Origin of the sequence: Photorhabdus akhurstii (assembly GCF_019090985.1) — a bacterium.
GTDB lineage: Bacteria > Pseudomonadota > Gammaproteobacteria > Enterobacterales > Enterobacteriaceae > Photorhabdus > Photorhabdus akhurstii.
Window position 1 is genome coordinate 3124738 of sequence record NZ_CP020335.1, and the last position, 22651, is coordinate 3147388.

Sequence of the window (22651 nt, forward strand, 5' to 3'; positions counted from 1 at the left end):
TTATTTTTGCCCCACTTATCCCAAGCGGAATAAAAATGGGCACGTTAAACATCAACTAAAATACTCAGGCAATGTTTTCTCTCTGGAATTGGATGTAAATAACTTATTTATTAGCAATTCTGTGATGATAACTTTCCTAAACCCGGGAAATGGTCATTTATGAAACGTAAATATATGTTCTATTTCATCCTTATTTTTTGGATAAGCACTTTTGGGCTGATGCTTAATTCCATTATGAGTACGAGAAAACTTCGATAATTTATTGAAAAATAACGCCTCACCCTTTAAACAAGGAGCAGGTAAAATGCCATATCAAATACAACTCATTAAACATTCACAAAGAAAATCTGTATATTTAATCACTTTAAAACATAAGTTTAGGCTAAAATTAACTTCATTTATCATTATTTTATAATAATAATCTTATGCAATTAATGTAAAAATTAATTATCTTTAACTTCATAAGAAAACAATTTCCAATTAAAATCAATCTAACTATATATTATCTTATAATAATGTAGTTAAGATCAACATTGATGGAATACCGTATTGTTCATAAGAAACATAAGATATGAATTATCGGATATCAGATAATATTTACCATCGCATGATGTAAATTGAAATGAGGTCCTATACCGTTTAGCTTGTAAACACCAGTGAACACATATATTAAAGTCCCCTCCTCCACAATCAGTACCAAAGGAGGGATCATTTTATTTCCCAGAATCCACTACAAATTAAGAACAAGTCTTTCGCAGTTAAATTTAGCAAAAACCGCCGTAAACTCCCGACCAATGCGAGGATGTCGTAAATGGAATCGTCATTTTTATCAGCAACTCAATCTGCCATTACTAACGAACGATAAGCCTTTTTTACCTTCCATAAATAGCGTGGAGCCTGAGGTGCTGGATGATTATCCTGAACATATTGATAAAACTCATCCGGTGTCATGCGGTTTATTTTATTAACGGCTAACTGACGATCCACATTAAAAGTACGCAAAAGAGCACCCGCACCATTTACGTAGGCAACAATAGTGGCATAGTAGAGGGTCTCAGGGTTATCAATACCTGCCAGATGTTGCTCTTTCAGAATACTGATATAAGCAGTGCCAAGATCGATATTGGTTTTAGGATCTTTCAACTCACGAGTTGTCGGCTGACCAAGACGCCCTTTTTGTCGATACACATCCCGTCCTGCGGTCGATGCTTTAATCTGCATAAGACCAATTGCATTCGATTTACTGATCGCATCAGGACGGAAACCGGATTCAACTTGAATAATCGCTCTGATAAGCGTTTCATCAACGCCGTATCGATTGGATGCCTGTTGAATAAATGTGTCAAAGGGCGTTGGCGGGAAAGAAGAAATTCTAGCTGCGTTAGCAGTATTGCCACTAAGCATACGTTGCTGACCGGACTGTTTACCCGCATTTGTTTGCTGAGCATTTCTCTCAGCGCAACCGACTAACAGCACGATCAGTGCCACAAAGCTCAGTCTTAATTTCACCCTATAATCCTCTGGATCAAATTTTACTAAAGCGCAGCATATACAATTTCGTTTACAATCTAAAAATATTTTTACTTAACTTTTCACTGTATTCGTGTTCATATTCATATGGAATGACTATCGCAATAATCGCTGTTCCCAAATTTTATAATCTTGACTTTACTTAGATGATATTGATAATCGTTATCATATATATACTTATAACAAGTAAGGTTTGAATTGATGAAGAAAAAACTTTCTCTGCTTTTACTTTCCCCTCCTGTTCTGGGAATTATGTTAATTCTCTTATCCACAATTTTATTTAGCCATCAGGTAGCTGCCGCCAAACAATTTAAAGTCGTCACTACCTTTACTATCATTCAAGATATCGCACAAAACGTAGCAGGTGATGCGGCGATTGTTGAATCAATTACTAAACCTGGCGCCGAAATCCATGATTACCAACCTACCCCCAAAGATATTATAAAATCTCAACATGCTGATTTGATCCTTTGGAATGGGCTAAATCTAGAGCGCTGGTTTGAACGCTTCTTTGAAAACCTTAAAGATGTACCTGCCGTTGTCATTACTGACGGCATTGAACCACTCCCTATCCGTGAAGGGCCTTACAACGGGAACCCTAATCCTCACGCCTGGATGTCACCCACAAATGCTTTGGTCTATATCGAGAATATCCGCCAAGCATTTGTGAAATACGATCCTGAAAATGCAGAAATTTATAATAGGAACGCCAAAGCCTACGCTGAAAAAATCGCCCAACTAGATTCTCCACTGCGAGAACGTCTTTCCCGGATTCCACAGGATCAACGTTGGTTAGTCACCAGCGAAGGGGCTTTTAGCTATTTGGCTAAAGATTACCAATTCAAGGAAGTTTATCTATGGCCAATTAATGCGGAAGAACAGGGTTCACCACAACAAGTTCGTCATGTTATCGATACTGTAAGAGCAAATAAAATCCCAGTTGTGTTTAGTGAAAGTACAATTTCAGATAAACCCGCTAAACAAGTCAGTAAAGAAACAGATGCCCGTTATGGTGGCGTTCTTTATGTAGATTCACTCTCCGGCAGTGACGGCCCAGTACCAACTTATATTGATTTACTGAACAAAACTGTAGATACAATCGCAAAAGGATTTAATCAATGAATAGCAATATGCTGTTTGAACGTCCTCATTTAGTCGTCGATGACGCCACTGTGACTTATAACAACGGTCACACAGCTATTTATGATGCAAGTTTTTCTATCACCGGTGGAACTATCTGTGCATTGGTGGGCATTAACGGTAGTGGTAAATCCACACTGTTTAAGACCATCATGGGGCTGGTAAGCCCATCTCAGGGAAAAGTAACTCTGAGTGATATGCCAGTCAAAAATGCTTTGAAGAAAAATATTATTGCATATGTCCCTCAGACAGAAGAAGTCGACTGGAACTTTCCCGTATTGGTTTCTGATGTCGTTATGATGGGCCGCTATGGGAAAATGGGATTCCTGAGAATCCCAAGTAAAAAAGATCACCAAGCGGTTGATAAAGCCCTTGAACGTGTCGGCTTAACCGCCCTACGCAACCGGCAAATCGGCGAACTCTCAGGCGGACAGAAAAAACGGGTTTTTCTTGCAAGGGCTCTGGCTCAGGAAGGCAAAGTTCTATTACTGGATGAACCTTTCACTGGTGTTGATGTAAAAACAGAAAATGCCATCATTGACCTACTATGTGATTTACGTGATGAAGGCCATCTGGTTTTGGTTTCCACACATAACCTTGGTAGCGTGCCTGAATTCTGCGATCATGTCATCTTAATCAACCGGACTGTTCTGGCAAGCGGCCCAACAGAAACAACTTTCACCCAAAAAAACTTAGAGATGACTTTTGGTGGAGTGCTTCGTCATATTAATCTATCCGGCCCGGAATTACATGATGATGATGATCCACGCTCCTTGACAGTTATTACTGATGATGAACGCGCAGCCGTATTTTATGGTCATGATCACCATGTTCCGCCGCGGCAGAGTCAGCATAAGGAGAAGCGCCAATCATGACAGAACTTTTGCTGCAACCTTTTCACTACAATTACATGGTAAAAGCCATCTGGGTTAGTGCCATCGTCGGTGCCGTCTGTGCTTTCCTTTCTTCCTACCTGATGCTAAAAGGCTGGTCATTGATGGGAGATGCTCTCTCTCACTCAGTTGTACCTGGCGTCGCCGGTGCTTACGCACTGGGTCTCCCTTATGCAGGTGGGGCTTTTTTTACCGGAATGCTGGCAGCTCTGTCTATGACTCTGGTTCGTCATATCACTCGTTTACGCGAAGATGCGGTGATCGGGTTCATTTTTTCCACTTTTTTTGCCGCCGGGTTGTTAATCGTTTCTCTCAATCCTACTTCTGTTAACGTACAAACCATTATTTTCGGCAATATCCTTGGCATCGCTGATGAAGATGTTCTCCAGGTTGAAATCATTATCGCAATTTCATTTATCGTGCTCATGTTTATCTGGAAAGATTTGCTCGTTGTCTTTTTTGATGAAACGCACGCACGCTCTATCGGCTTATCTCCCTTGCGGATGAAAATCATTTTTTTTACTTTGTTGAGTGCTTGTACTGTCGCAGCTCTACAAACTGTCGGCGCTATTCTAGTGATTGCAATGGTAGTCACTCCAGGCGCAACAGCTTATTTATTAACTGACCGCTTTAAGCACCTGCTGATCATTGCTGTTGCTATTGGCTCTCTGACCAGTGCATTTGGCGCTTACCTAAGTTTCTTCCTTAACGGCGCTACTGGTGGTGTCATTGTCACACTGCAAACCATTATTTTCTTGCTAGCATTCTTCTTTGCGCCAAAACATGGACTATTCGCTTCACGTATGCGTGCCAAAAAAGAATCCTCGACATTGGCTCAGGAGACACAACCATGAATGAGTTAATACAGTTACTCACTGAGCCGTTTATGTTTCCATTTATGCAACGAGCGATATTCGCCGCGATTGTAACAGGTGCGGTATGTGCAATGCTCTCTTGCTATCTGGTTCTTAAAGGCTGGTCGTTAATGGGAGACGCCATTTCTCACGCTGTATTACCAGGTATTGTGCTGGCTTTCGCTGCCGGTATACCACTGGCTATTGGCGCATTTCTTTCCGGTATTTTTTGTGCTGTTGCAACGGGATATCTGAAAGAACATAGCCGGATAAAAGAAGATACTGTCATGGGAATTGTCTTTTCAGGCATGTTTGCCTTTGGTTTAGTTCTTTTTGCCCGTATGGATACCGACCAACATCTCACTCATATTGTGTTCGGAAATATACTAGGGATCACTAAAGATGAGTTGAACCAAACATTATGGATTACCGGCATCACTATGGCGGTGGTACTGCTAAAGCGCAAAGACTTTATGCTTTACTGCTTCGATCCGAACCAAGCGCGCGTTGTGGGATTACCTGTTAAGCTTTTGCATTATGGTTTGCTTTGCCTGCTGTCCATGACCATCGTCGCTTCCCTGCAAGCAGTGGGAATGATTTTGGTTATTGCAATGTTGATATCACCAGGCATTATCGCTTTCATGTTATGCCGCAGTTTTGACCGAATGTTAATTGTCGCTATCATTGCATCGGTCAGTTCCTGTGTCCTAGGTACTCTGATCAGTTTCCACATTGATGGCGCAACGGGACCATGCATTGTTATTGTTCAGGCTATCTTCTTTACACTAGCACTGGCTTACAATCAGATAAAACTTGTAAGAACAAAATCTAAACGTAAAACGTATCAAGCTGCTCTACAAATCTCTAACGAACCCAACCAATAACAAAAAGGGTTATATCTGTTTTGAGATATAACCCTGTTAATCATATTTTTTACCTGATCATATATTTTCTCTGACTATAATTGTTCATAAAGTAATTGACGACGTAGAGAGGTGAACCATGTGGCAAGCAATAAATCGTTTGTTAAACGAACATTTCGGTGTTGCTGAAATTCACGATAAAACTGAGTTAGCCGGAGGGGACATCCACCAAGCTTGGCGAATCACACATGGAAAGCGACAAATTTTTGTCAAATCAAACCTGCGGGAAATGCTCCCTGTCTTCAAAGCAGAATCAGAACAACTTGAACTCTTGGCACGCAGCCAGACTATCCGTGTTCCAACTGTTTATGGTATTGGCAACACCCGTGACCATAGCTTTCTCTTGCTTGAATTTCTGCCTTTAAAATCTTTTGACCCTCACAGTGCCTATTGCTTCGGTCAACAACTGGCAAAACTTCATCAATGGAGTGAGCAACCTCAATTCGGTTTTGATTTTGACAATATGCTGGCAACGACACCACAACCCAATGGCTGGCAACGACGTTGGCACCAATTTTATGCGGAAAAGCGGATTGGTTGGCAATTACAAATCGCAGCAGAAAAAAACATGATATTTGGCGACATTGATAATATCGTTCAAACCATAAGTAACAAACTTCAACACCATCAGCCACAACCCTCTCTCTTACATGGCGATCTCTGGCCAGCTAATTGTGCTTCGTTAGATGATCAAGCCGTTGCCTTCGACCCAGCCTGTTATTGGGGAGATCGTGAATGTGATTTCGCTATGTTACCGTTATACCCTGATTTACCGATGCAAATTTTTGATGGCTATCAGAGCATATGGCCGCTCCCTGCCAACTTTATCGAACGACAGCCTATGTATCAGCTCTATTATTTGCTTAACCGGTGTAATCTGTTTGGTGGTGATAATCTTATTGCGGTTCAAAATATTATTGATAATATTTTGACTAAAAATAGCTAATCAGTGGTAATCAAGCTGCGAAAACCTTATTCCGCAGCTATAGCCAACCGGAGCGTTTACCAGCCTAAGATTTTCAATAGAAAATAAAAAATCGCACCGATAATTACCGGTGAAATATATAAGATATAAATCTGACTGAACAGTGTATGACGAGGAAGTTTAATTTTTAATTCAATCTGTTCTTTCGTCAGTCCATTATTGCCTTTAGCTTTTTCAATAATAAGCTGATCTTCAATATTTTCGCGTACAAACTTCACTTGCCTGTACATACGTTGACCTGATGCATTCATAGCAAGGCCGAAAAAAATAAGAAAATAGATAATCAGGAAACCAAGTGTTGACCCGGTAAAGTCAGCCAGATGATCAGGTGTTGGCGAATTTTTCCAGAAGAAATCCAGAAATGGGGTATTAAAACGCACCATTTCAGCCATCATTTTCAGCAAATCACCCAAAACAGCATTGATACCATCACCTTTAATACCATGCAACCAAGCAAGATTGATCACAGAAACAATGGTCGATAAAAGTGCCGGAATAAAAATCATCCAACCTAAAACTCGCTTAATAATAGCGATGTATCCGGCTTTTTGGTAAGTCATCGATACCCCTCATAGCAATCAGCAGATTTTATTTTGGCTAATCATAGCCCATCAATCACCAAATTTAACTTTATATTTAGTTAAGTGACTGCTCCCCGCCGTAAAGAGGGTGTCGCAAAAGGTTAAGGTCACTTTTTCAAGCATCAAGTTAAATTCAATCACTGACTTTGGGCAGCCTGTTATTTGTATGGATAACAGGCTAAAAATAATCCCTAATATCAGAGCCACCGCTCTTGATAAGTTATAGGCCATTGCATGCAGGGAAAACTCCAGCTTTACCGCTGACAATCCCTTACGCCGAAAGCGTTCCAGTCTCTGAATTCCCCGTAATGCCGAAAATACCGGTTCTACCAGGCTCTTTCGTTGACTCAATATCTGTTTTGACTCGGGTCGGGCCATATGCAAACGAAGCGCCTCCCTCCCTTCATCTTCCGGATAACGTTTTATTTTTCTTCCTCCTTTAGCCTTTGTGCAGCCCGCTTTCTGCGGGCATCCGACACAATTGTCAGCGCTATAAACCCGATAGGGCCGCGTTTTTTCAGTGGCTTTCACTGTACTTTGCAGGGACAATTGGTGATGCGCAGGACAAATATAGCAATCTTGCTCAGCATCATAAGTAAATAATGATTTAGGATAGATTTTTCGTGCACGCTGTCGGTCTGAATTTTCTGCACAAAACAGCAAGCTCTGATGTTTCTTCGCCTCAGCAATCACATCGTCATGGAAATAACCGGCATCCAATATCAATTTTTCCGGGTGACCGCCCGAGACAGTGAGATTCTGCGCCAATAACGCGGCCATCACTTGGGTTTCACTGGAGGGATCGACCGTGTGAGCGACGATAAGACGTCTGTTGTTGACTAAAACAGACGGTTTATAGGAAGTTGAAAATCCCCTTCCCCGCTTAAGTTTCTGGACGACGGCTTCGGGTTCTGTTGGATTGATACGCAGTTGGCTGGCATCCTTCCCTTTTTTTTCGCGATTTTCTTGTCGGCGCCGTAATACGCTGGCTCCCTGTTCCAATTGCTTTATGCGTTTTTCTGTCTGCGCTGTGGCAGGGGTGGCCGTGAGAGTATTTTTTTCACGTGAAATCGCTTCCTGAGTTAAAAGGTGGTAATGAGAACAGGCCGCCTCTATCACTGTCCCGTCACCGGCCAGGCACGAGCCGTCCGAATGACTACGGTGCAAAATGGATAAGGTCAGTGCCTTAAAAAACGAGCCCGTCAGGACGGATTGGTGCTGATAAATAAAACGCCCAAGACTGGCATGATCGGGCGTAATTCCCTGACTGACAAAAATACAGCCTAAATCTAAACGCGCAAGTCGTTCAAGTTCTCTGAGCGAGCAGTGTCCTTTCATGATCCCATAAAGCAGGAGCCCTATCATGGAGCGTGGAGAATAAGGGGCTCTCCCTGTCGAAGCATAATGGCGTTCAAAAGGGCCCCAATCTTGCTCATCAAGAATGTCAGTAACAATAAATGCGCTACGCTCCCCCATTTGCCTGAGATAATCAGAAAGGGAAAGGGAGCCATCCAATACAGGTAAGTGCTGAGCTTTGACAAACTGACGTCCGGTATGAAGGGAAGGTTCCCGTTTTCGAATGAATAAGGTCATAAAAGATCTGCGCTTAAAAGAAGTACGCAGATCTTAACGGATAATACACGCCTTTTGCGACACCCTCTAAACGGCAAGGCTTCCCACTTCTCAGGCCGCAACCGTTGATGCAACGGATTTACGCTGGCCTCCGTGGGCAGAAACGACGAGTCCCGCCGCCTGTAATTCCTGTATGCCCTTGCGCTGGATGTTGATCGCTGCGTTGATGTCACGATCATGTTCAACACCACAGCAAGGACATGGCCAGATCCGCTTGTTCAGCGGCATTTCCGGCATTTTGTGACCGCAGCAATGGCAGGTTTTCGAACTGGCGAACCACTGATCCAGTTTGACCAGATGGACGCCCGCCGCTGCGGCTTTATATTCCAGTTTCTTGATGAAGCCATGCCAGCCCGCATCCCCGATAGCGCGGGCAAGGTGGTGATTCTTCATCATGTTGGCCGATTTCAGTGTCTCAACAATGATCGCTTGGTTTTCGTCAACCATTGTCCGAGAGAGTTTGTGTTGAAAATCGGCGCAGACATGGACTACCCGCTCATGGACGGCCGCCAGACGTAATCGGGCCTTGCCGCGGTTAACGCTGCCCTGTTGTTTGCGGGACAGTGATTTCTGTTTACGACGCAGGTTACGGGTGGCGTTGATAAGGTGACGGGGGTTATTGACCTTCTCCCCGGTCGACTCGATAAGATAGTGGGACAAACCCATATCGCACCCGGTCACGCGGGTGATAACGCCCGGCTTTTCCGGTACCTCTTTGCCATCGTCACACAGGATAGCGGCGAAATACTTTCCCGTGGCGGTTCGGGATAGCGTAATACTCTTCACTTCCCCTTCAATTTCTCTGTGTATGCGGGCCTTTATCGGTGACAATTTCGGGATCTTCACTGCGCCCTCCAGCACTTTCACCCCAACACAGTGATAGCTCGATTGCTTACCCTGTTTGCGTTTGAACGTGGGAAATTGGGCGCGCAACTTCGGATTGAAGAAATTATCAAATGCAGTATGCAGATTGATCACCGCCTGCTGTAACGCGATAGAATCATATGCCCTGAGCCAGGCATACTTGCGGGATTGCTTCGCGACCACCAGTAACGGTTTGAGGTCTTTGCGCGGATTTAAATTCACGCCGTGACGTTTGTAGGCATGCTTTTTGATGTGCAGCGCCTTGTTGTACGCAAAACGGACCGCCCCAAACTGACCGTTAAGATACTCGGCCTGTTCGGGTGTGGGGTAGATGCGGACCTTGGTCGCTCTTAACATATTCAGCGCTCATTGATAAAGTGCATTCATTTTAGCCTGTTTTACCGGCAGATATCCATTCATTCAGGAGACGTCGCAGTAGCCAGACCTAAAGCCCAAAGGGCTTTTCGCCTGATATTCCCGCCCGCACTGGGCTAGGGTTTACGGCGGATTTTGCTAAATGTCTTTTCATTTACCAATAAAAGCGGCCATTTTTTGATATCGATGGCAGCTTCTCAATTGTTCACATAACAGCCGCAGCGCTTATATCTTATTCTGTCAAATAAAAACTTAATTAGATATTAACGTTATATATTAATAAATAAGATATTTTTGCTTTTCACCCTCTATCTTACCCACGTAAAACCCTCTATACTTCGCCAACTGTATGGATAGACAGTTATTAGTCAGAGGAATTTATGACCGCAGAAGGGCATCTTTTGTTTTCAGTTGCCAGCATTATCCTGGCACACAAGCTAGAAATAACAACAGAGATAGCAAATGGAGACTGGCTGCATATGCTACCAGGGGTGCTGCTTACTGCCTTGTTACCCGATATCGATCACCCCAATTCAACTTTGGGTAGATTATTCAGATTTATCTCCATTCCTGTTGCCAAACTCTGTGGTCATAGAGGATTTACTCACAGCTTACTTGCTCTCATATTAGGAATCACTTTATTTTGGCTAAAAATACCAGAAGAGTGGCTAATCCCAACTGATTTTTTCCATGCCATGATTGTTGGCTATTTAAGCCATCTGATTGCAGATATGTTAACACCTGCGGGTGTGCCGTTATTATGGCCAATCAAAATACGTTTCTGTCTACCGGTGCTTGGCAAGCAAGGAAATAAGAAAGCAGAAAGGTTTATTTCTGCTCTCTTAATTGTCATTGCCATTTTTCTACCAAAAGATATTGAATACTCTATACTTTTTTATATCAATCGCATCAAAGATCTCTATTTATAATACTCTAATTGACTAAAAATAAATCTTAAAAGTCACATTTGTTATATCAAATTCTATATAGTTATAAATGAGAATAATTTAAGCTGATACTATATTCCCCAACTGCTTGTTGTAATGTGTTCGTTTGCAAACTTACACGATTCGATACAACTTATGACTCAACTAAATTGAATTCTGGAGTTTGGGGATGAATTTACCACTCATTTCGAATGTGCTCGTCTTCGTAGCACTGCTTTTGCTATTGTCAAAAGCTAGTTCACGGCAATGGAACTTGTCGAAAAAGGTTTTTGCGGGCCTTGCCATTGGCATTATTTTTGGCTTGGCACTGCAACTAGTTTATGGCTCTGATAATACCATAGTGAAGGAATCCATATTATGGTTCAACATTGTCGGTAATGGTTACGTACAGCTTCTACAAATGGTCATTATGCCTCTGGTATTTGCCTCTATTTTGAGTGCAGTTGCCAAATTACACAAAGCATCTTCTTTAGGAAAAATCAGTTTTCTGACCATTGGAGCGTTGCTATTCACTACAATGATTGCAGCGCTTATCGGTATCATAATTATCAACCTGTTCGGCCTGACTGCTGAAGGTCTGATTCAAGGTCCCCAAGAAACAACGCGCCTATCTGCTATCGAAAACAACTATGTCAGCAAAATCTCTGATTTATCTGTACCACAATTGATTTTATCTTTTATTCCTAAAAATCCGTTTGCAGATTTCACCGGCGCTAATCCAACCTCTGTTATCAGCGTTGTCATTTTTGCAACTTTCTTAGGTATCGCAGCTCTGCAAATGCTGAAAGATGATCATGAAAGAGGTGAGCGCATATTAGTCGCTATTGATACTATACAAGCATGGGTAATGAAGCTGGTTCGTCTGGTTATGCGCCTAACGCCGTATGGTGTTATGGCTCTAATGACCAAAGTTGTCGCCAACTCTAATATCCATGAAATTGCAAAACTGGGAACCTTTGTTATCGCATCTTACATTGCATTAGCACTCGTATTTGTTGTTCATGGGTTTCTGCTTTCTCTCATCGGCATCAATCCACTTAGATTCTTCAAAAAAACCTGGCCAGTGTTGACTTTTGCATTCACCAGCCGTTCCAGTGCGGCCAGTATTCCACTGAATGTCGAAACCCAGACACTCCGTATTGGCGTGCCAGAATCTATCGCCAGTTTCTCAGCATCTTTCGGAGCAACAATTGGTCAGAATGGCTGTGCCGGTATTTATCCCGCCATGTTGGCAACAATGGTTGCTCCAACAGTAGGTATAAACCCTCTCGATCCGATGTGGATTGCAACACTCGTTGGCATTGTCACTATCAGCTCTGCTGGTGTCGCCGGTGTAGGCGGCGGTGCTACATTTGCCGCACTGATTGTCTTACCCGCAATGGGATTACCTGTGACGTTGATTGCTTTATTGATTTCTGTTGAGCCTCTCATTGATATGGGCCGTACGGCGCTGAATGTAAGTGGCTCAATGACTGCTGGTACTATTACCAGCCAACTGATGGGACAAACTGATAAAACTATCTTCGATCAAGAAGAACAGGTTGAATTAAGTCAGCTATAATTTAAAACTTCAAAAGTTGCAAAAAAGCCGGAGTTGATTTTCCGGCTTTTTATTTTATTCACAATACTTTATTCAGGATTATTTATTCAGGTATTGTCCACTACGCAGCGCTTCAATACGTTTGTCCAATGGTGGGTGAGACATGAACAGCTCACTGAATGTTTTTGCTTTACCATTAATACAGAACGCCATCATACTGCCTTCTTCCTGCGGTTCATAACTGGTTTTCAGACGCTGTAAAGCAGCAATCATTTTCTCTCGGCCGACCAATTTGGCAGAACCTGCATCTGCATGGAACTCGCGGTAACGGGAGAACCACATTGTGATAATGCTCGCCAGAATACCAAATACTATTTCCAGCACCATTGAAACAACCATGTAAACAATCGGATTACCAGAGGAGTTACTCTCTTCCTCATCACTGTTGCCAGACAGGAAACTTGATACAGCCTGAGCCAACAGACGAGAAATAAAGATAACAAAAGTATTTACTATCCCTTGCAACAAGGTCATCGTCACCATATCACCATTAGCAATATGACTAATCTCATGAGCAATAACGGCTTCTGCTTCTGCCCTACTCATGTTGTCCAATAGACCGGTGCTGACAGCTACCAGAGAAGCATTACGACGCGCTCCGGTAGCGAATGCGTTAATATCAGGCGCGGCATAAATCGCAACCTGGGGCATGGCAATATTGACCTGTTCCGCTTGACGACGAACAGTTTCAACTAACCAATGTTCAACTTCATTTGCTGGCTGTTCTATGACCTGACCACCCACAGAGCGCAAAGCTATCCATTTGGACATCAACAGGGAAACAAATGCTCCCCCAAAACCAAACAGGCCAGCCATAATCATCAGACCTTGTACACTACTCCTCTGAATTCCTGTCAAAGAAAGTATTATCCCGAACACCAACATAACAGCGAGGTTAGTGAGGAGGAACAAAACAATTCGCATCATAAAAACCGGCTTCCTTTATTAATAATCATAAATGCACTTTCAGAACTACTCTATAAATAAGGCTGTTCTTACTATATTCAAGGCTTTTAACCTGTTAAGCGATAAGATCAACACAACTTTACAAAATCATAAAAAAACCCGCATTAGCCTAACACCAATTGGTTAAACAAAATACTCCAACCCCTAGTAATGCTGAGAAAATGTGAAACAATTCATCTTTTCTGAAAAGAAAAAACACCTTAAAAAGGCTGTTCATATTATTTTATTGAAAACCCAATATACCGTTCACTCAAAACATCTCAAGCGAACGATATTGGGCATTAATCATTGACAGGCTTTAACCCATTATTTTATTTAGATTTAGCTAACATTTTCTCAGCAGGTTGGTGTGCTAAATCAAGTGCAATCTTCACTGACTCATCAAGATAGGGATCTGGCCCCTGATAATCTTTAGGTAAATCATCCAGTGAAGTTAACGGCTTTTTACCTTCGCGTTTAAAGCGATCATTTATGCGATTCAACTTCAGAGCATCCGCTTCCTTATTCTCTTTCTCTCTTTGTGCGTAGTTCAAAGAAACAAGATTTTTATGCTCTTTCATCGCCTTATAGTGAGCAATATCCTCATTGATGTACTTGAATTCTGGATCATTTGTAATGCGAGCATTGTGAACGACATTCAACTGAGGAACCAATGCAGCAACAATTTTAGACCCTGTATAACGGGCAGGAGGAATGCTATCCCAAGGCAAAGCATTATCTTCGAAACTTTCCCCCGTTTCTGCCGGATCAACCCCCGTCGGCATTACAATATCAGGAGTAACCCCTTTACGCTGAGTACTACCGCCATTCACGCGATAGAACTTCTGAATCGTATATTGGACAGAACCCAGTGATGGCCAATCAGGACGCATCATTTGATCGTAAATACGACTCAAAGAACGATATTGTTGAACTGTGCCTTTACCAAAAGTTGGTTCACCAACAATCAACGCTCGCCCATAATCCTGCATTGCCGCAGCAAAAATTTCAGAAGCAGAAGCACTAAAATGGTCTACCAGAACAACCAAAGGTCCTTTATAGTACACCACTTCATCGGTATCAGAATCCTGACGGATTTTTCCATTATTATCTCTAACTTGGACAATCGGGCCGCTTGGGAGAAACAAGCCTGATAAAGAAACCGCCTCTGTCAGCGCACCACCGCCATTGCTACGCAAATCAATGACAATAGCACTGACATGCTGTTTGGTCAGTTTTTGTAATTGCGTTTTAACATTATCAGTCAAACCAACATAAAAACCGGGGATATCAAGAACGCCCACTTTTTCCTGACCCATTGTCTTAACTGACATCTTCACAGCCCGATCTTCCAAACGGATCTGTTCACGAGTTAAAGTAACAGTACGTGGTTTTGCTCCTTTGGTATCAGAAATAACCTCAAGCCGTACTTTACTCCCTTTAGGACCTTTAATCAGCGCAACCACATCATCCAGACGCCAGCCAATAATGTCCACCATAGACTTCCCAGACTGAGCGACACCAATAATCTTATCGCCCACGTTTAATGCTTTGCTTTTGGCGGCAGGTCCACCAGCAACCAAAGAATTTATAACCGTGTAGTCATCATCTATTTGCAAAACAGCACCAATCCCCTCCAGGGAAAGACTCATTTCTGAGTTAAACTGTTCAGTATTGCGTGGTGAAAGATAATTGGTATGAGGATCAATTTCACGAGCAAACGCAGTCATAATCAATTGGAAAACATCTTCACTTTGACTTTGTGTCAGACGTTTTAACGCGGATTGATAACGTTTGGTGAGCATCTCTTTGATTTTATTGTCCTCTTTGCCACTGAGCTTGAGGTTGAGCCAATCATACTTAACTTTAGCATCCCAAAGTTTATTTAGCTCTTCCACACTCTGTGGCCAAGGGGCTTTGGAACGATCAATATCAATTGTATCGTTACCATCAAAATTCATTGGCTGTTCAAGACGCGATAAAGCGTACTGATAACGCTCAAAGCGACGTTTCTGTAACAAATTAAACAAGTCATATGGAATTTCCAGATTCCCACTTTCCAATTCCTTGCCTAACAACTTTTTCTTATCGGCATACTGAGCAATATCTGACGCTAATAATATGTTATGGCTGTAATCCAGTATATTGAGATAGCGGTCAAATATTTTTGCCGAAAAATCACCATTTAAATCAAATTGGCGATAATGAGAACGAGTGAAGCGGGATGTTACCCGCTCGCTCACTGTTGAATGCTGAGGTTCCTGCTTCAATATAGGTAGTTGTTCAATGCCAACAGGAACAGCCACCGGACTGTTTGTATTTGCATAACAAGTACCAAAAATTGAAACACCTAAGACAAAAGCCAGTCTGACGAATTTGTTCATGCCCAGGTTGGCCTCCGTATCAGAACTGTAAATGTTCTGCGCGTACAATCATTGCCAAACCGGAAGGCAATTGTACTCGTACACCATCTTTGGCGATCTCAAGCACAGAAGCATCCACTGAACTCTTACCCACTCTTACTTTAATTTCCTGACCAATTTTCAGCGATGAAACATCGATAATCTGAGTAGGTGAAGGTTGAGCAGGTTTAGCAACTGGCTTACGTGCTTGCTGAGGACGCTTTTGTTGGCGTGGCTGTTGCTGCCGTTTTTCCCCCTCAGTATTGTTAGCACGGCGACGAGGTGCAGGTTTCTTGGCTGCGGGCCGTTCACTTTTTTCACCAGCCGCCGCATTTTCAGCTTCACGTTTCTTAGCTCTTTGTTCCGCACGCTGTGCCTGAACCCGTGCTTTGGCTTCAGTCAGTTGCTGGAGAGCGTGTTCAATGTGTTCCGCTTCCAGTTCACCGCATGAATTACCATCAAGGTCAACACGCTGTGCACCTTCTTTAACACCATACAGATAGCGCCAACTTGATGTGTACAGACGTAAGGCGGAGCGCAGTTGTGTTTTACTTAAACACTCTTCGTCCTGAATACGTTCAACGATATCTTGAAAAATACCGATCTTTAAAGGACGAGCTTCACCTTCTGCTACGAAACAGAGCGGGAAACGCTCAGCTAAAAATGCAATAATCTCTTTACTACTATTCAACTTAGGTTGATTTTCCATGAAATTTCCTGATTACAACGGTTTTGCCAACCAGCATAGGCATGAACTGGCGTCATTATAATAGCGTTGCTGATAAATGCCACGTTATCCATATGTTAAGTTACATTCAATTCAACATATTTAGGCATAACGCACTGTTCTAAATGAGCACAAAGCCCATCAATAAGGGCTTGTAAGCCAAATTCGTCTTTCTCGTCGAACCTATTAAAGACCGTACTATCAATATCCAATACACCGATGATTCTATCGCTTACGATCAACGGCAACACAATTTCAGCGTTACTAGCGGCATCACAGGCGATATGGCCTGGGAACGTATGAACATCATCAACACGCTGGATGCGCTTTTCTAATACAGCCGTTCCGCATACCCCCTTGCCAACAGGTATTCTGACACAAGCAACTTTTCCCTGAAATGGCCCTAACACCAACGTATCGCCATCAATCAGGTAAAAACCAACCCAGTTAACATCATGCAAGCGTTCATACAACAATGCACTGGCATTAGCCAGCGTTGCTATTAAGTCATACTCACCAGACAACAGAGCTTTTAAGTCCCCCGTAAGCTCCCGATAGAACTCATTTTTATTCATAATTGACCTATCCGATGAAATTCACAAAACGCATCTCTATTTTTATATCAAAAAAATATCAAATGCCCATAACAATAAGGTTAACAGTCTGTCACACTGACGTAAATTCTTTACTATCTTTAATAAGATATTCTTTAATATATTTATTGAATACTTGCAAAAGCTTGTGAGATATCACACTACCTACCAAAACATTATCAGGGGCGCAACCAGTATGAATATGATTCACCGTCAGCACCTCCAGGTTCCCATACAATAAAATTAAATTGAACTTTTCCACAATTATAAAGATCAATTATCTGATAACAGTGTCGTTCATTAGCCTCTTCCATTTGAGAATTGACTGGTTGTGTAGTAAAAAACAAAACATTCAAACAATTTATCCGTAGAATTATTGCATTTACTACACCATCACTAACACTTTTACTCCTTACTACCACACCAAATAAATATTTCCTACTGAATGTATAAAAGGTCAAAGAATGACAAAGATAAAAAAAGCAATATGACGATAGTAAGTTTTAGAACAGATAATTATAACAGCAATATCATCTACCGATTATCCAACATAGAAAATATTATTACTGGAAATCTCAGCTATTTGATCTATCCTCAATGATGGCCACACTGGTCTTACCTGTTATCTAAAAGTTAAGGAGCGATCATGAACCAGACAATATTAAGAATTTCCAGCTACGAAATTGATGATGCTATTCTCTCTTCACCTTCTGAAGAGGATGATATCACCATCAGCATTCCCTGTAATTCCGACCGCGAACTCTGTATGCAGTTGGATGGATGGGATGAACACACCAGTATTCCCGCCTTATTAAACGATAAACACATTCTTCTCTACAGAAAGCATTATGATAGACAAAGACATGCATGGGTTATGAGGGTGGTCTGATGTCCACAAAACTTGTGACAAAAAAAGGCCGAGTTGACTCCTCTACTCGGCCTAGGGAAAATGGCTCTTAAGAGCCGTGCGCTAAAAGTGTCATTGAGACGAAAAACAACTTACAACTTAAAGCGTAGCCGACATACTTGCATTTTACCAACTTTTTGGATAATAAATAATCAAAAACAACATCTTCCATTAAGCCAAATATAGACGCTATCGCTTACTCAATGACATTATTTTTTATCGCACAATGCTAAAGCTGCTTGTTGGAATGGCTCTATACTCATTTTTTGAGTTGGATTTTTGCTATCATCCAATAAAATAATATCCAAAGACTTAGCATTCACTTTCCCTACCTGCATCATCTCTGTGGCTATATCATTCAATGGGTATTGCACTAACGTACTTGGATTAATCACAAACAGAGCCTTATTTGCTCGGCAATCCAACATCACCTCTTCCCGTGTAAATGCCCATTTATCACCAAATTGTAGCTTACTCACCGTTTCAATCGGCGCAGCAACATTTTGAAAAGAGAGACAAAACAAGGAAAGTAATAAGAGTAAACGTTTCATAATAGTTACCAATGTAGATATAAAAGCGAGCGAAGTGGATCTTTATACACTCCAGCTTTTTCCATATTCACTATATATTTAGTGTCAAGAATAGGCTACACCAATAGCACCTATTGAGATAGATAGTTAGCTAAGAAAATCAAACTGGTTGATAAGTGGCAAAAGCAGCAACACATAATAAAACCAATGCTCCGAGGATAATTTCAATCCAACTATTGATAATCAACAACTGATAACGGCCAGGTTGTTTCAGTTTGGGAACCAGGATATAGCGGTTAATTAATGCTAGCATCACCATGCCCGCCACTAATGCTATCTTCAGCCATAGCATGGATTGATATTCACTGCCGCTATATTTCGGCCAGTTCGGCAGCAAAATTAAGCTGCTTATGATGCCCGTTATAATAATCAGGGTTACAGCAACGTGACCATACGTGGAAAAACGCATCATAGAAATCATAATCTGTTTATCCAACCCTATGGCCAATTCATTTTGTATCCGTAAAAATTGCAGACATAACAAAAAAGGCCATAATCCACCAAACCAATACCCAACACTCACTAAGTGAATTACCTGATTGACCTGAGAAAAAACGCCGGTTATCCCATCATGCATTACCGAATGGCCTATAAAGGCATGGCAGGCGAGTAAAACCGTAGAACTGATTAACATCAGAATATTTCTGGCTTTTTGTTTACTGATAAACAAAAACCCCGTAGCAACTATTGAAATCAGTATTTGCCATTGCCAAACTTTACCAAAAGTTGTTCCCAGTACTGCCAACCAGATTTCTAGATTATAAATATCCTGCCAGCCATCACCCATTATTCCCGCCTGAATTGCCAACCATCCAATTGTTGTTATTAATGTCACAACGGTACTGATAATTACCCCTAAACGAAGGCGCGCATCAATCAGAACAGATAAACGCTCAGGAACCAAGATGGCAGTAAATACGCTAAAGCCAAACATTAACATAACTGCCACAAAATGGGTGAAGCGACAAAGAATATACAGCGCCGCCAGAGACATAATTATTTCACTGTAAAGCTATAGACACCTTTGGTCTTATGCCCATCAACAGAGACCACGCTCCAGTTCACATCATATCTCCCTGTCGTTAGTTTATCTTCGATAGGAAGAATCAGTTTTGTATTAGTTGCCGGATCAAGCTTCAATTTTCCGGTTTTAATGGGTCTATTTTCCGGACCAGTCACTTTTACTTTACTAAAATTCAGTTCAATACCTTCAGAAAAGCTTAATGTGATTACCTGCGGTGTATTTTCTACAGTAGTATCTTCCGCCGGAATTTGTTCTGTCAAATGGGCATGGGCCAAAGCTTGCTGGCAGGATATGCCAACAAAAAGAACAATTAGAGCAGATAATTTTCGGCAAAAAGAGCGAATTGTGCTAATAGTCATCAATAACCTCTTAATTTTCAAATGAATCTCGATAAGTTGTCATCATTTTATATCAAAAGAGTTATTTTATCTGCGATAACTTACAATGAGAATTTCGTCTTGTGAACTATCGCGCAAAAATAAAGGAAAACCGCAGCATTGACTTTAAATACCTAAAGTTATTGCGACTACTGCGGCTAATTAATTCCATTTCATTAGACAGGATTTGCAGCAGCCAGACCTTTCAGATCTTTATCCAATAGGAAAAGTGCTTTACCATCCTCGCCAACCATACCCAATTTATCAAGGATAGATTTAAACAATTTCTCTTCTTCATGCTGTTCCGCTACATACCATTGCAGAAAGTTAAAAGTAGAATAATCCTGCGTGGTTATCGCCAAATGAGCAAGTTTATTAATTTCGGCAGTAATAAACTTCTCGTGTTCATAAGTTCTATTGAGTACATGGGTTATAGATTCATAATCGGCGGAAGGCGCATCAATTTGCCCCAAACGAGGCATTGCACCTGTATCACTCAGATAATCAAACAAACGATGCATATGCTGCATTTCTTCCTGGGAGTGTGATTTAAAAAACGCAGCAGCGCCAGGTAATCCTTGTTCACCGCACCATGCACTCATTTGTAGATATAAATTCGCAGAATAGAACTCCAGATTCATCTGTTCATTTAATTTATCAATCATTTCTCGGTTTAACATAATAGATACTCCAGTCATTAATTCACCTATATTATGCCAATTAAATTAGAATAATAAAACCCAATAAGAGAAAATAAATTAAATATACATATCATATTGAAATATAAATATATTTCCTGATAAATAAAATGAAAATGAATCTCATTTAATATATTTAAATGAAAATGAATTACATTTACAAAATAATCTTCATCAAGGAATTTTTATATTTAATGATAATGAATATTATTTATATTTATAAAATAATCAATTCAGACCTTGCCAGAAAAACTCTTCTAGATTAGTTTTATCACTTTGTGTGTGAATGAGAAAGACACTTATGAAACATAATCTGGCCGAGCTTTCCACAGAGAACATGGATAAAGTGAATGTTGATTTGGCAGCCTCCGGCGTAGCTTTTAAGGAGCGTTACAATATGCCAGTACTGCCTGATACCGTTGAACAAGAGCAACCCGAGTATCTGCGGCAATATTTTCAACAACGTTTAGTGTATTATCGCCAATTATCCAAACAATTTTCCCGTTTACCCTACGAACCCAAAAGCCGCTAATCAGCCAGTAAGCATGGGTAACCACCGGATAACCGGTGGTTATATCCAATCACTGATCGGCGAACCTATCTGTTGCACTAATAAGCTGATGTAAAATACCCGGCTCATCAAATGAATGCCCTGCTCCTTCAATAATATGTAATTCCGCCTCCGGCCATGCCTGCGCTAAATCCCAAGCATTTTGCACCCGGCAAGCCATATCATATCGGCCATGAATGATAACTGCCGGAATATCCCGTATAACGTCAATATTATTCAACAGTTGCTGCTCCTCATTCATAAAACCTTCATTGATAAAATAGTGGTTTTCAATCCGAGCAAATGCCAAAGCAAACTCATCTTCTGCAAAACACTCCACACTATTTGAAGGAAGCAATGTCACCGTCTCCCCTTCCCACAAACTCCAGAGACGAGCGGCTTCTAATTGCACACGAAGGTCATCACTGGTCAGCCGCTTATTATATGCTCCGATCACATCCTTTCGTTCTTCCTCGGATAAAATAGATACTGTGCGTTGCCATTTGTCAGGGAAGAAATTAGAAGCGCCATCCTGATAATACCAGTGCAACTCTTGTGGTCTCAGCAAGAAAATTCCCCGAAGAATTAATTCAGAAACGCGTTGAGGATGAGTCTGGGCATAAACTAAAGATAAAGTTGAACCCCACGAGCCACCAAATACCAGCCATTTTTCCACCCCCATCAATTGACGTAAACGCTCAATATCTTCAACTAAATGCCAAGTGGTATTATTTTCCAAACTGGCATGAGGTTTTGAACGTCCACAACCACGCTGATCGAATAGCATGACATGATATTTCTTCAGGTCGAATAACCGACGGTGATAAGAGGCAATACCACCGCCCGGCCCGCCATGAATAAATACAGCAGGCTTACCTACAGGATTACCGCACAATTCCCAATAAATTTGATGACCATCGCCTGTATCCAAATAACCCGAGCGATAAGCTTCACAAACCGGATATAATTTTCTCAATTCTGACATAACATTTCCTTTACTGACTAACACCAAACCCAGTATCCGTCTAACGACGGGTAGAGATAACTAGCAGAAAATGTTATTTCAATTCGCTATAGCTAATCGTATTTTGCTGACAATCAACGACAACACGATAATCTTTGTCACGCTTAGAACCACGAACAGTCAGCGGAATTTTTAAGATATCTTTATCGCCAGTAATATTTTCCGCCTTTACCCACGCCACTGGTTTAGAAGTTCCCAACTGCTTTCTATCTTCTGACCAATGGTTAATGCGGTTTTGCAGAAAATCACGCTTTACTTGAGCGGCAATTTGCGATTTGGTTAAATTATCGCAAGAAATAAATTTATCAACACGTTTGTTCTCCGATACAGCAGATACTGTGAATGAAACAGTGAGCAAAAGTGCAGCGCCCGATAGGCCAACTCTGTTAATGATATGACATGCTTTCATACTACCTCCCGTTAATATCTCAAAGTAAGAGATTAAATATGGAGCTAACCTAGCATGTCAGGTAAAACAAATGTGTGATTA

The 22651-nt window shown here is 41.4% G+C and carries 23 protein-coding genes; 9 read left to right on the forward strand and 14 right to left on the reverse strand.

Features of this window, described 5'->3' with window-relative positions; genetic code table 11:
* Positions 1-837: 837 nt before the first annotated feature.
* Positions 838-1509 (reverse strand): transglycosylase SLT domain-containing protein, encoded by a 672-nt coding sequence (locus B0X70_RS13470; protein ID WP_036805267.1) that lies wholly within the window; start codon positions 1507-1509, stop codon positions 838-840.
* Positions 1510-1731: 222 nt separating this feature from the next.
* Here B0X70_RS13470 and B0X70_RS13475 point away from each other — a divergent pair, with 222 nt between their 5' ends.
* The 5 genes from B0X70_RS13475 to B0X70_RS13495 all read left to right on the forward strand — a co-directional run bounded on the left by B0X70_RS13475 (position 1732) and on the right by B0X70_RS13495 (position 6286).
* Positions 1732-2652: a metal ABC transporter substrate-binding protein gene (locus B0X70_RS13475; protein WP_036805264.1), complete on the forward strand. Its 921-nt coding sequence runs from the start codon at positions 1732-1734 to the stop codon at positions 2650-2652.
* Entirely contained in the window at positions 2649-3545 is an 897-nt protein-coding gene (locus tag B0X70_RS13480; protein WP_036775949.1) for a manganese/iron ABC transporter ATP-binding protein, read from the forward strand. The genes B0X70_RS13475 and B0X70_RS13480 overlap by 4 nt, the downstream gene beginning before the upstream one ends.
* On the forward strand, positions 3542-4417 hold the full coding sequence (locus tag B0X70_RS13485; RefSeq protein WP_036775950.1) for a metal ABC transporter permease: 876 nt from the start codon (positions 3542-3544) through the stop codon (positions 4415-4417). Before B0X70_RS13480 ends, B0X70_RS13485 begins: the two co-directional genes overlap by 4 nt.
* Complete coding sequence (locus tag B0X70_RS13490; protein WP_217469568.1) at positions 4414-5301, forward strand: metal ABC transporter permease; 888 nt, start codon at positions 4414-4416, stop codon at positions 5299-5301. The genes B0X70_RS13485 and B0X70_RS13490 overlap by 4 nt, the downstream gene beginning before the upstream one ends.
* A 118-nt stretch (positions 5302-5419) precedes the next feature.
* Entirely contained in the window at positions 5420-6286 is an 867-nt protein-coding gene (locus B0X70_RS13495; RefSeq protein ID WP_217469569.1) for a fructosamine kinase family protein, read from the forward strand.
* 56 nt (positions 6287-6342) lie between these two features.
* Here the strand turns inward: B0X70_RS13495 and B0X70_RS13500 are convergent, their stop codons facing one another.
* The 3 genes from B0X70_RS13500 to B0X70_RS13510 all read right to left on the reverse strand — a co-directional run bounded on the left by B0X70_RS13500 (position 6343) and on the right by B0X70_RS13510 (position 9759).
* Entirely contained in the window at positions 6343-6885 is a 543-nt protein-coding gene (locus B0X70_RS13500) for a YniB family protein (RefSeq protein WP_217469570.1), read from the reverse strand.
* Positions 6886-6936: 51 nt separating this feature from the next.
* On the reverse strand, positions 6937-8499 hold the full coding sequence (locus tag B0X70_RS13505) for a transposase (protein ID WP_217469571.1): 1563 nt from the start codon (positions 8497-8499) through the stop codon (positions 6937-6939).
* 90 nt (positions 8500-8589) lie between these two features.
* Positions 8590-9759 (reverse strand): RNA-guided endonuclease InsQ/TnpB family protein, encoded by a 1170-nt coding sequence (locus B0X70_RS13510; RefSeq protein ID WP_217469572.1) that lies wholly within the window; start codon positions 9757-9759, stop codon positions 8590-8592.
* 398 nt (positions 9760-10157) lie between these two features.
* Between B0X70_RS13510 and B0X70_RS13515 the strand changes: the two genes are divergently transcribed.
* Positions 10158-10706, forward strand: a complete 549-nt coding sequence (locus tag B0X70_RS13515) for a metal-dependent hydrolase (protein ID WP_036782006.1) — start codon at positions 10158-10160, stop codon at positions 10704-10706.
* A gap of 187 nt (positions 10707-10893) precedes the next feature.
* Positions 10894-12285 (forward strand): L-cystine transporter, encoded by a 1392-nt coding sequence (locus B0X70_RS13520; RefSeq protein WP_040150651.1) that lies wholly within the window; start codon positions 10894-10896, stop codon positions 12283-12285.
* A gap of 78 nt (positions 12286-12363) precedes the next feature.
* Here B0X70_RS13520 and htpX read toward each other — a convergent pair whose 3' ends face one another.
* The 4 genes from htpX to B0X70_RS13540 all read right to left on the reverse strand — a co-directional run bounded on the left by htpX (position 12364) and on the right by B0X70_RS13540 (position 16973).
* Positions 12364-13251, reverse strand: a complete 888-nt coding sequence (htpX, locus tag B0X70_RS13525; protein WP_040150653.1) for a protease HtpX — start codon at positions 13249-13251, stop codon at positions 12364-12366.
* 350 nt (positions 13252-13601) lie between these two features.
* On the reverse strand, positions 13602-15653 hold the full coding sequence (gene prc / locus B0X70_RS13530; protein ID WP_036782000.1) for a carboxy terminal-processing peptidase: 2052 nt from the start codon (positions 15651-15653) through the stop codon (positions 13602-13604).
* Between the two features lie 19 nt (positions 15654-15672).
* Positions 15673-16380 (reverse strand): RNA chaperone ProQ, encoded by a 708-nt coding sequence (proQ, locus tag B0X70_RS13535; protein ID WP_040153316.1) that lies wholly within the window; start codon positions 16378-16380, stop codon positions 15673-15675.
* Positions 16381-16475: 95 nt separating this feature from the next.
* Positions 16476-16973, reverse strand: a complete 498-nt coding sequence (locus B0X70_RS13540) for a free L-methionine (R)-S-oxide reductase MsrC (RefSeq protein WP_036781995.1) — start codon at positions 16971-16973, stop codon at positions 16476-16478.
* A gap of 664 nt (positions 16974-17637) precedes the next feature.
* On the opposite strand from B0X70_RS13540, the gene B0X70_RS13545 reads away from it, so the two are divergent.
* Entirely contained in the window at positions 17638-17880 is a 243-nt protein-coding gene (locus B0X70_RS13545) for a DUF1480 family protein (RefSeq protein WP_036781993.1), read from the forward strand.
* Between the two features lie 227 nt (positions 17881-18107).
* Here B0X70_RS13545 and B0X70_RS13550 read toward each other — a convergent pair whose 3' ends face one another.
* From B0X70_RS13550 to ftnA, 4 genes are all read right to left on the reverse strand, one after another.
* Positions 18108-18449, reverse strand: coding sequence for a YebY family protein (locus tag B0X70_RS13550; protein WP_036781991.1), 342 nt, complete (start codon positions 18447-18449; stop codon positions 18108-18110).
* Between the two features lie 139 nt (positions 18450-18588).
* Positions 18589-19482, reverse strand: coding sequence for a copper homeostasis membrane protein CopD (gene copD, locus B0X70_RS13555; RefSeq protein ID WP_040153321.1), 894 nt, complete (start codon positions 19480-19482; stop codon positions 18589-18591).
* Between the two features lie 2 nt (positions 19483-19484).
* Positions 19485-19871, reverse strand: coding sequence for a CopC domain-containing protein YobA (yobA, locus tag B0X70_RS13560; RefSeq protein WP_036781988.1), 387 nt, complete (start codon positions 19869-19871; stop codon positions 19485-19487).
* A 194-nt stretch (positions 19872-20065) separates the two neighbouring features.
* Positions 20066-20569, reverse strand: coding sequence for a non-heme ferritin (gene ftnA, locus B0X70_RS13565; RefSeq protein ID WP_036782010.1), 504 nt, complete (start codon positions 20567-20569; stop codon positions 20066-20068).
* Positions 20570-20888: 319 nt separating this feature from the next.
* On the opposite strand from ftnA, the gene B0X70_RS13570 reads away from it, so the two are divergent.
* Positions 20889-21119 carry a DNA polymerase III subunit theta gene (locus tag B0X70_RS13570; protein ID WP_040153323.1) on the forward strand — a complete coding sequence of 77 codons (231 nt, stop codon included), beginning with the start codon at positions 20889-20891 and terminating at the stop codon, positions 21117-21119.
* A gap of 49 nt (positions 21120-21168) precedes the next feature.
* Here the strand turns inward: B0X70_RS13570 and pip are convergent, their stop codons facing one another.
* Together pip and yebF are read right to left on the reverse strand one after the other, a co-directional pair.
* Positions 21169-22122 (reverse strand): prolyl aminopeptidase, encoded by a 954-nt coding sequence (gene pip, locus B0X70_RS13575; protein ID WP_040153326.1) that lies wholly within the window; start codon positions 22120-22122, stop codon positions 21169-21171.
* Positions 22123-22195: 73 nt separating this feature from the next.
* Complete coding sequence (gene yebF, locus B0X70_RS13580) at positions 22196-22570, reverse strand: protein YebF (protein WP_040153328.1); 375 nt, start codon at positions 22568-22570, stop codon at positions 22196-22198.
* Between the last annotated feature and the right edge of the window lie 81 nt (positions 22571-22651).

What these genes read in the sequence shown, in the direction of transcription:
- yebF (WP_040153328.1), bottom strand. Translation starts at nt 22,570, where the DNA reads ATGAAAGCATGTCATATCATTAACAGAGTTGGCCTATCGGGCGCTGCA.
- pip (WP_040153326.1), bottom strand. Translation starts at nt 22,122, where the DNA reads ATGTCAGAATTGAGAAAATTATATCCGGTTTGTGAAGCTTATCGCTCG.
- ftnA (WP_036782010.1), bottom strand. Translation starts at nt 20,569, where the DNA reads ATGTTAAACCGAGAAATGATTGATAAATTAAATGAACAGATGAATCTG.
- B0X70_RS13485 (WP_036775950.1), top strand. Translation starts at nt 3,542, where the DNA reads ATGACAGAACTTTTGCTGCAACCTTTTCACTACAATTACATGGTAAAA.
- copD (WP_040153321.1), bottom strand. Translation starts at nt 19,482, where the DNA reads ATGTCTCTGGCGGCGCTGTATATTCTTTGTCGCTTCACCCATTTTGTG.
- yobA (WP_036781988.1), bottom strand. Translation starts at nt 19,871, where the DNA reads ATGACTATTAGCACAATTCGCTCTTTTTGCCGAAAATTATCTGCTCTA.
- proQ (WP_040153316.1), bottom strand. Translation starts at nt 16,380, where the DNA reads ATGGAAAATCAACCTAAGTTGAATAGTAGTAAAGAGATTATTGCATTT.
- B0X70_RS13540 (WP_036781995.1), bottom strand. Translation starts at nt 16,973, where the DNA reads ATGAATAAAAATGAGTTCTATCGGGAGCTTACGGGGGACTTAAAAGCT.
- B0X70_RS13480 (WP_036775949.1), top strand. Translation starts at nt 2,649, where the DNA reads ATGAATAGCAATATGCTGTTTGAACGTCCTCATTTAGTCGTCGATGAC.
- B0X70_RS13550 (WP_036781991.1), bottom strand. Translation starts at nt 18,449, where the DNA reads ATGAAACGTTTACTCTTATTACTTTCCTTGTTTTGTCTCTCTTTTCAA.
- htpX (WP_040150653.1), bottom strand. Translation starts at nt 13,251, where the DNA reads ATGATGCGAATTGTTTTGTTCCTCCTCACTAACCTCGCTGTTATGTTG.
- B0X70_RS13570 (WP_040153323.1), top strand. Translation starts at nt 20,889, where the DNA reads ATGAAACATAATCTGGCCGAGCTTTCCACAGAGAACATGGATAAAGTG.
- B0X70_RS13520 (WP_040150651.1), top strand. Translation starts at nt 10,894, where the DNA reads ATGAATTTACCACTCATTTCGAATGTGCTCGTCTTCGTAGCACTGCTT.
- B0X70_RS13495 (WP_217469569.1), top strand. Translation starts at nt 5,420, where the DNA reads ATGTGGCAAGCAATAAATCGTTTGTTAAACGAACATTTCGGTGTTGCT.
- B0X70_RS13490 (WP_217469568.1), top strand. Translation starts at nt 4,414, where the DNA reads ATGAATGAGTTAATACAGTTACTCACTGAGCCGTTTATGTTTCCATTT.
- B0X70_RS13510 (WP_217469572.1), bottom strand. Translation starts at nt 9,759, where the DNA reads ATGTTAAGAGCGACCAAGGTCCGCATCTACCCCACACCCGAACAGGCC.
- B0X70_RS13475 (WP_036805264.1), top strand. Translation starts at nt 1,732, where the DNA reads ATGAAGAAAAAACTTTCTCTGCTTTTACTTTCCCCTCCTGTTCTGGGA.
- B0X70_RS13515 (WP_036782006.1), top strand. Translation starts at nt 10,158, where the DNA reads ATGACCGCAGAAGGGCATCTTTTGTTTTCAGTTGCCAGCATTATCCTG.
- B0X70_RS13500 (WP_217469570.1), bottom strand. Translation starts at nt 6,885, where the DNA reads ATGACTTACCAAAAAGCCGGATACATCGCTATTATTAAGCGAGTTTTA.
- prc (WP_036782000.1), bottom strand. Translation starts at nt 15,653, where the DNA reads ATGAACAAATTCGTCAGACTGGCTTTTGTCTTAGGTGTTTCAATTTTT.
- B0X70_RS13505 (WP_217469571.1), bottom strand. Translation starts at nt 8,499, where the DNA reads ATGACCTTATTCATTCGAAAACGGGAACCTTCCCTTCATACCGGACGT.
- B0X70_RS13545 (WP_036781993.1), top strand. Translation starts at nt 17,638, where the DNA reads ATGAACCAGACAATATTAAGAATTTCCAGCTACGAAATTGATGATGCT.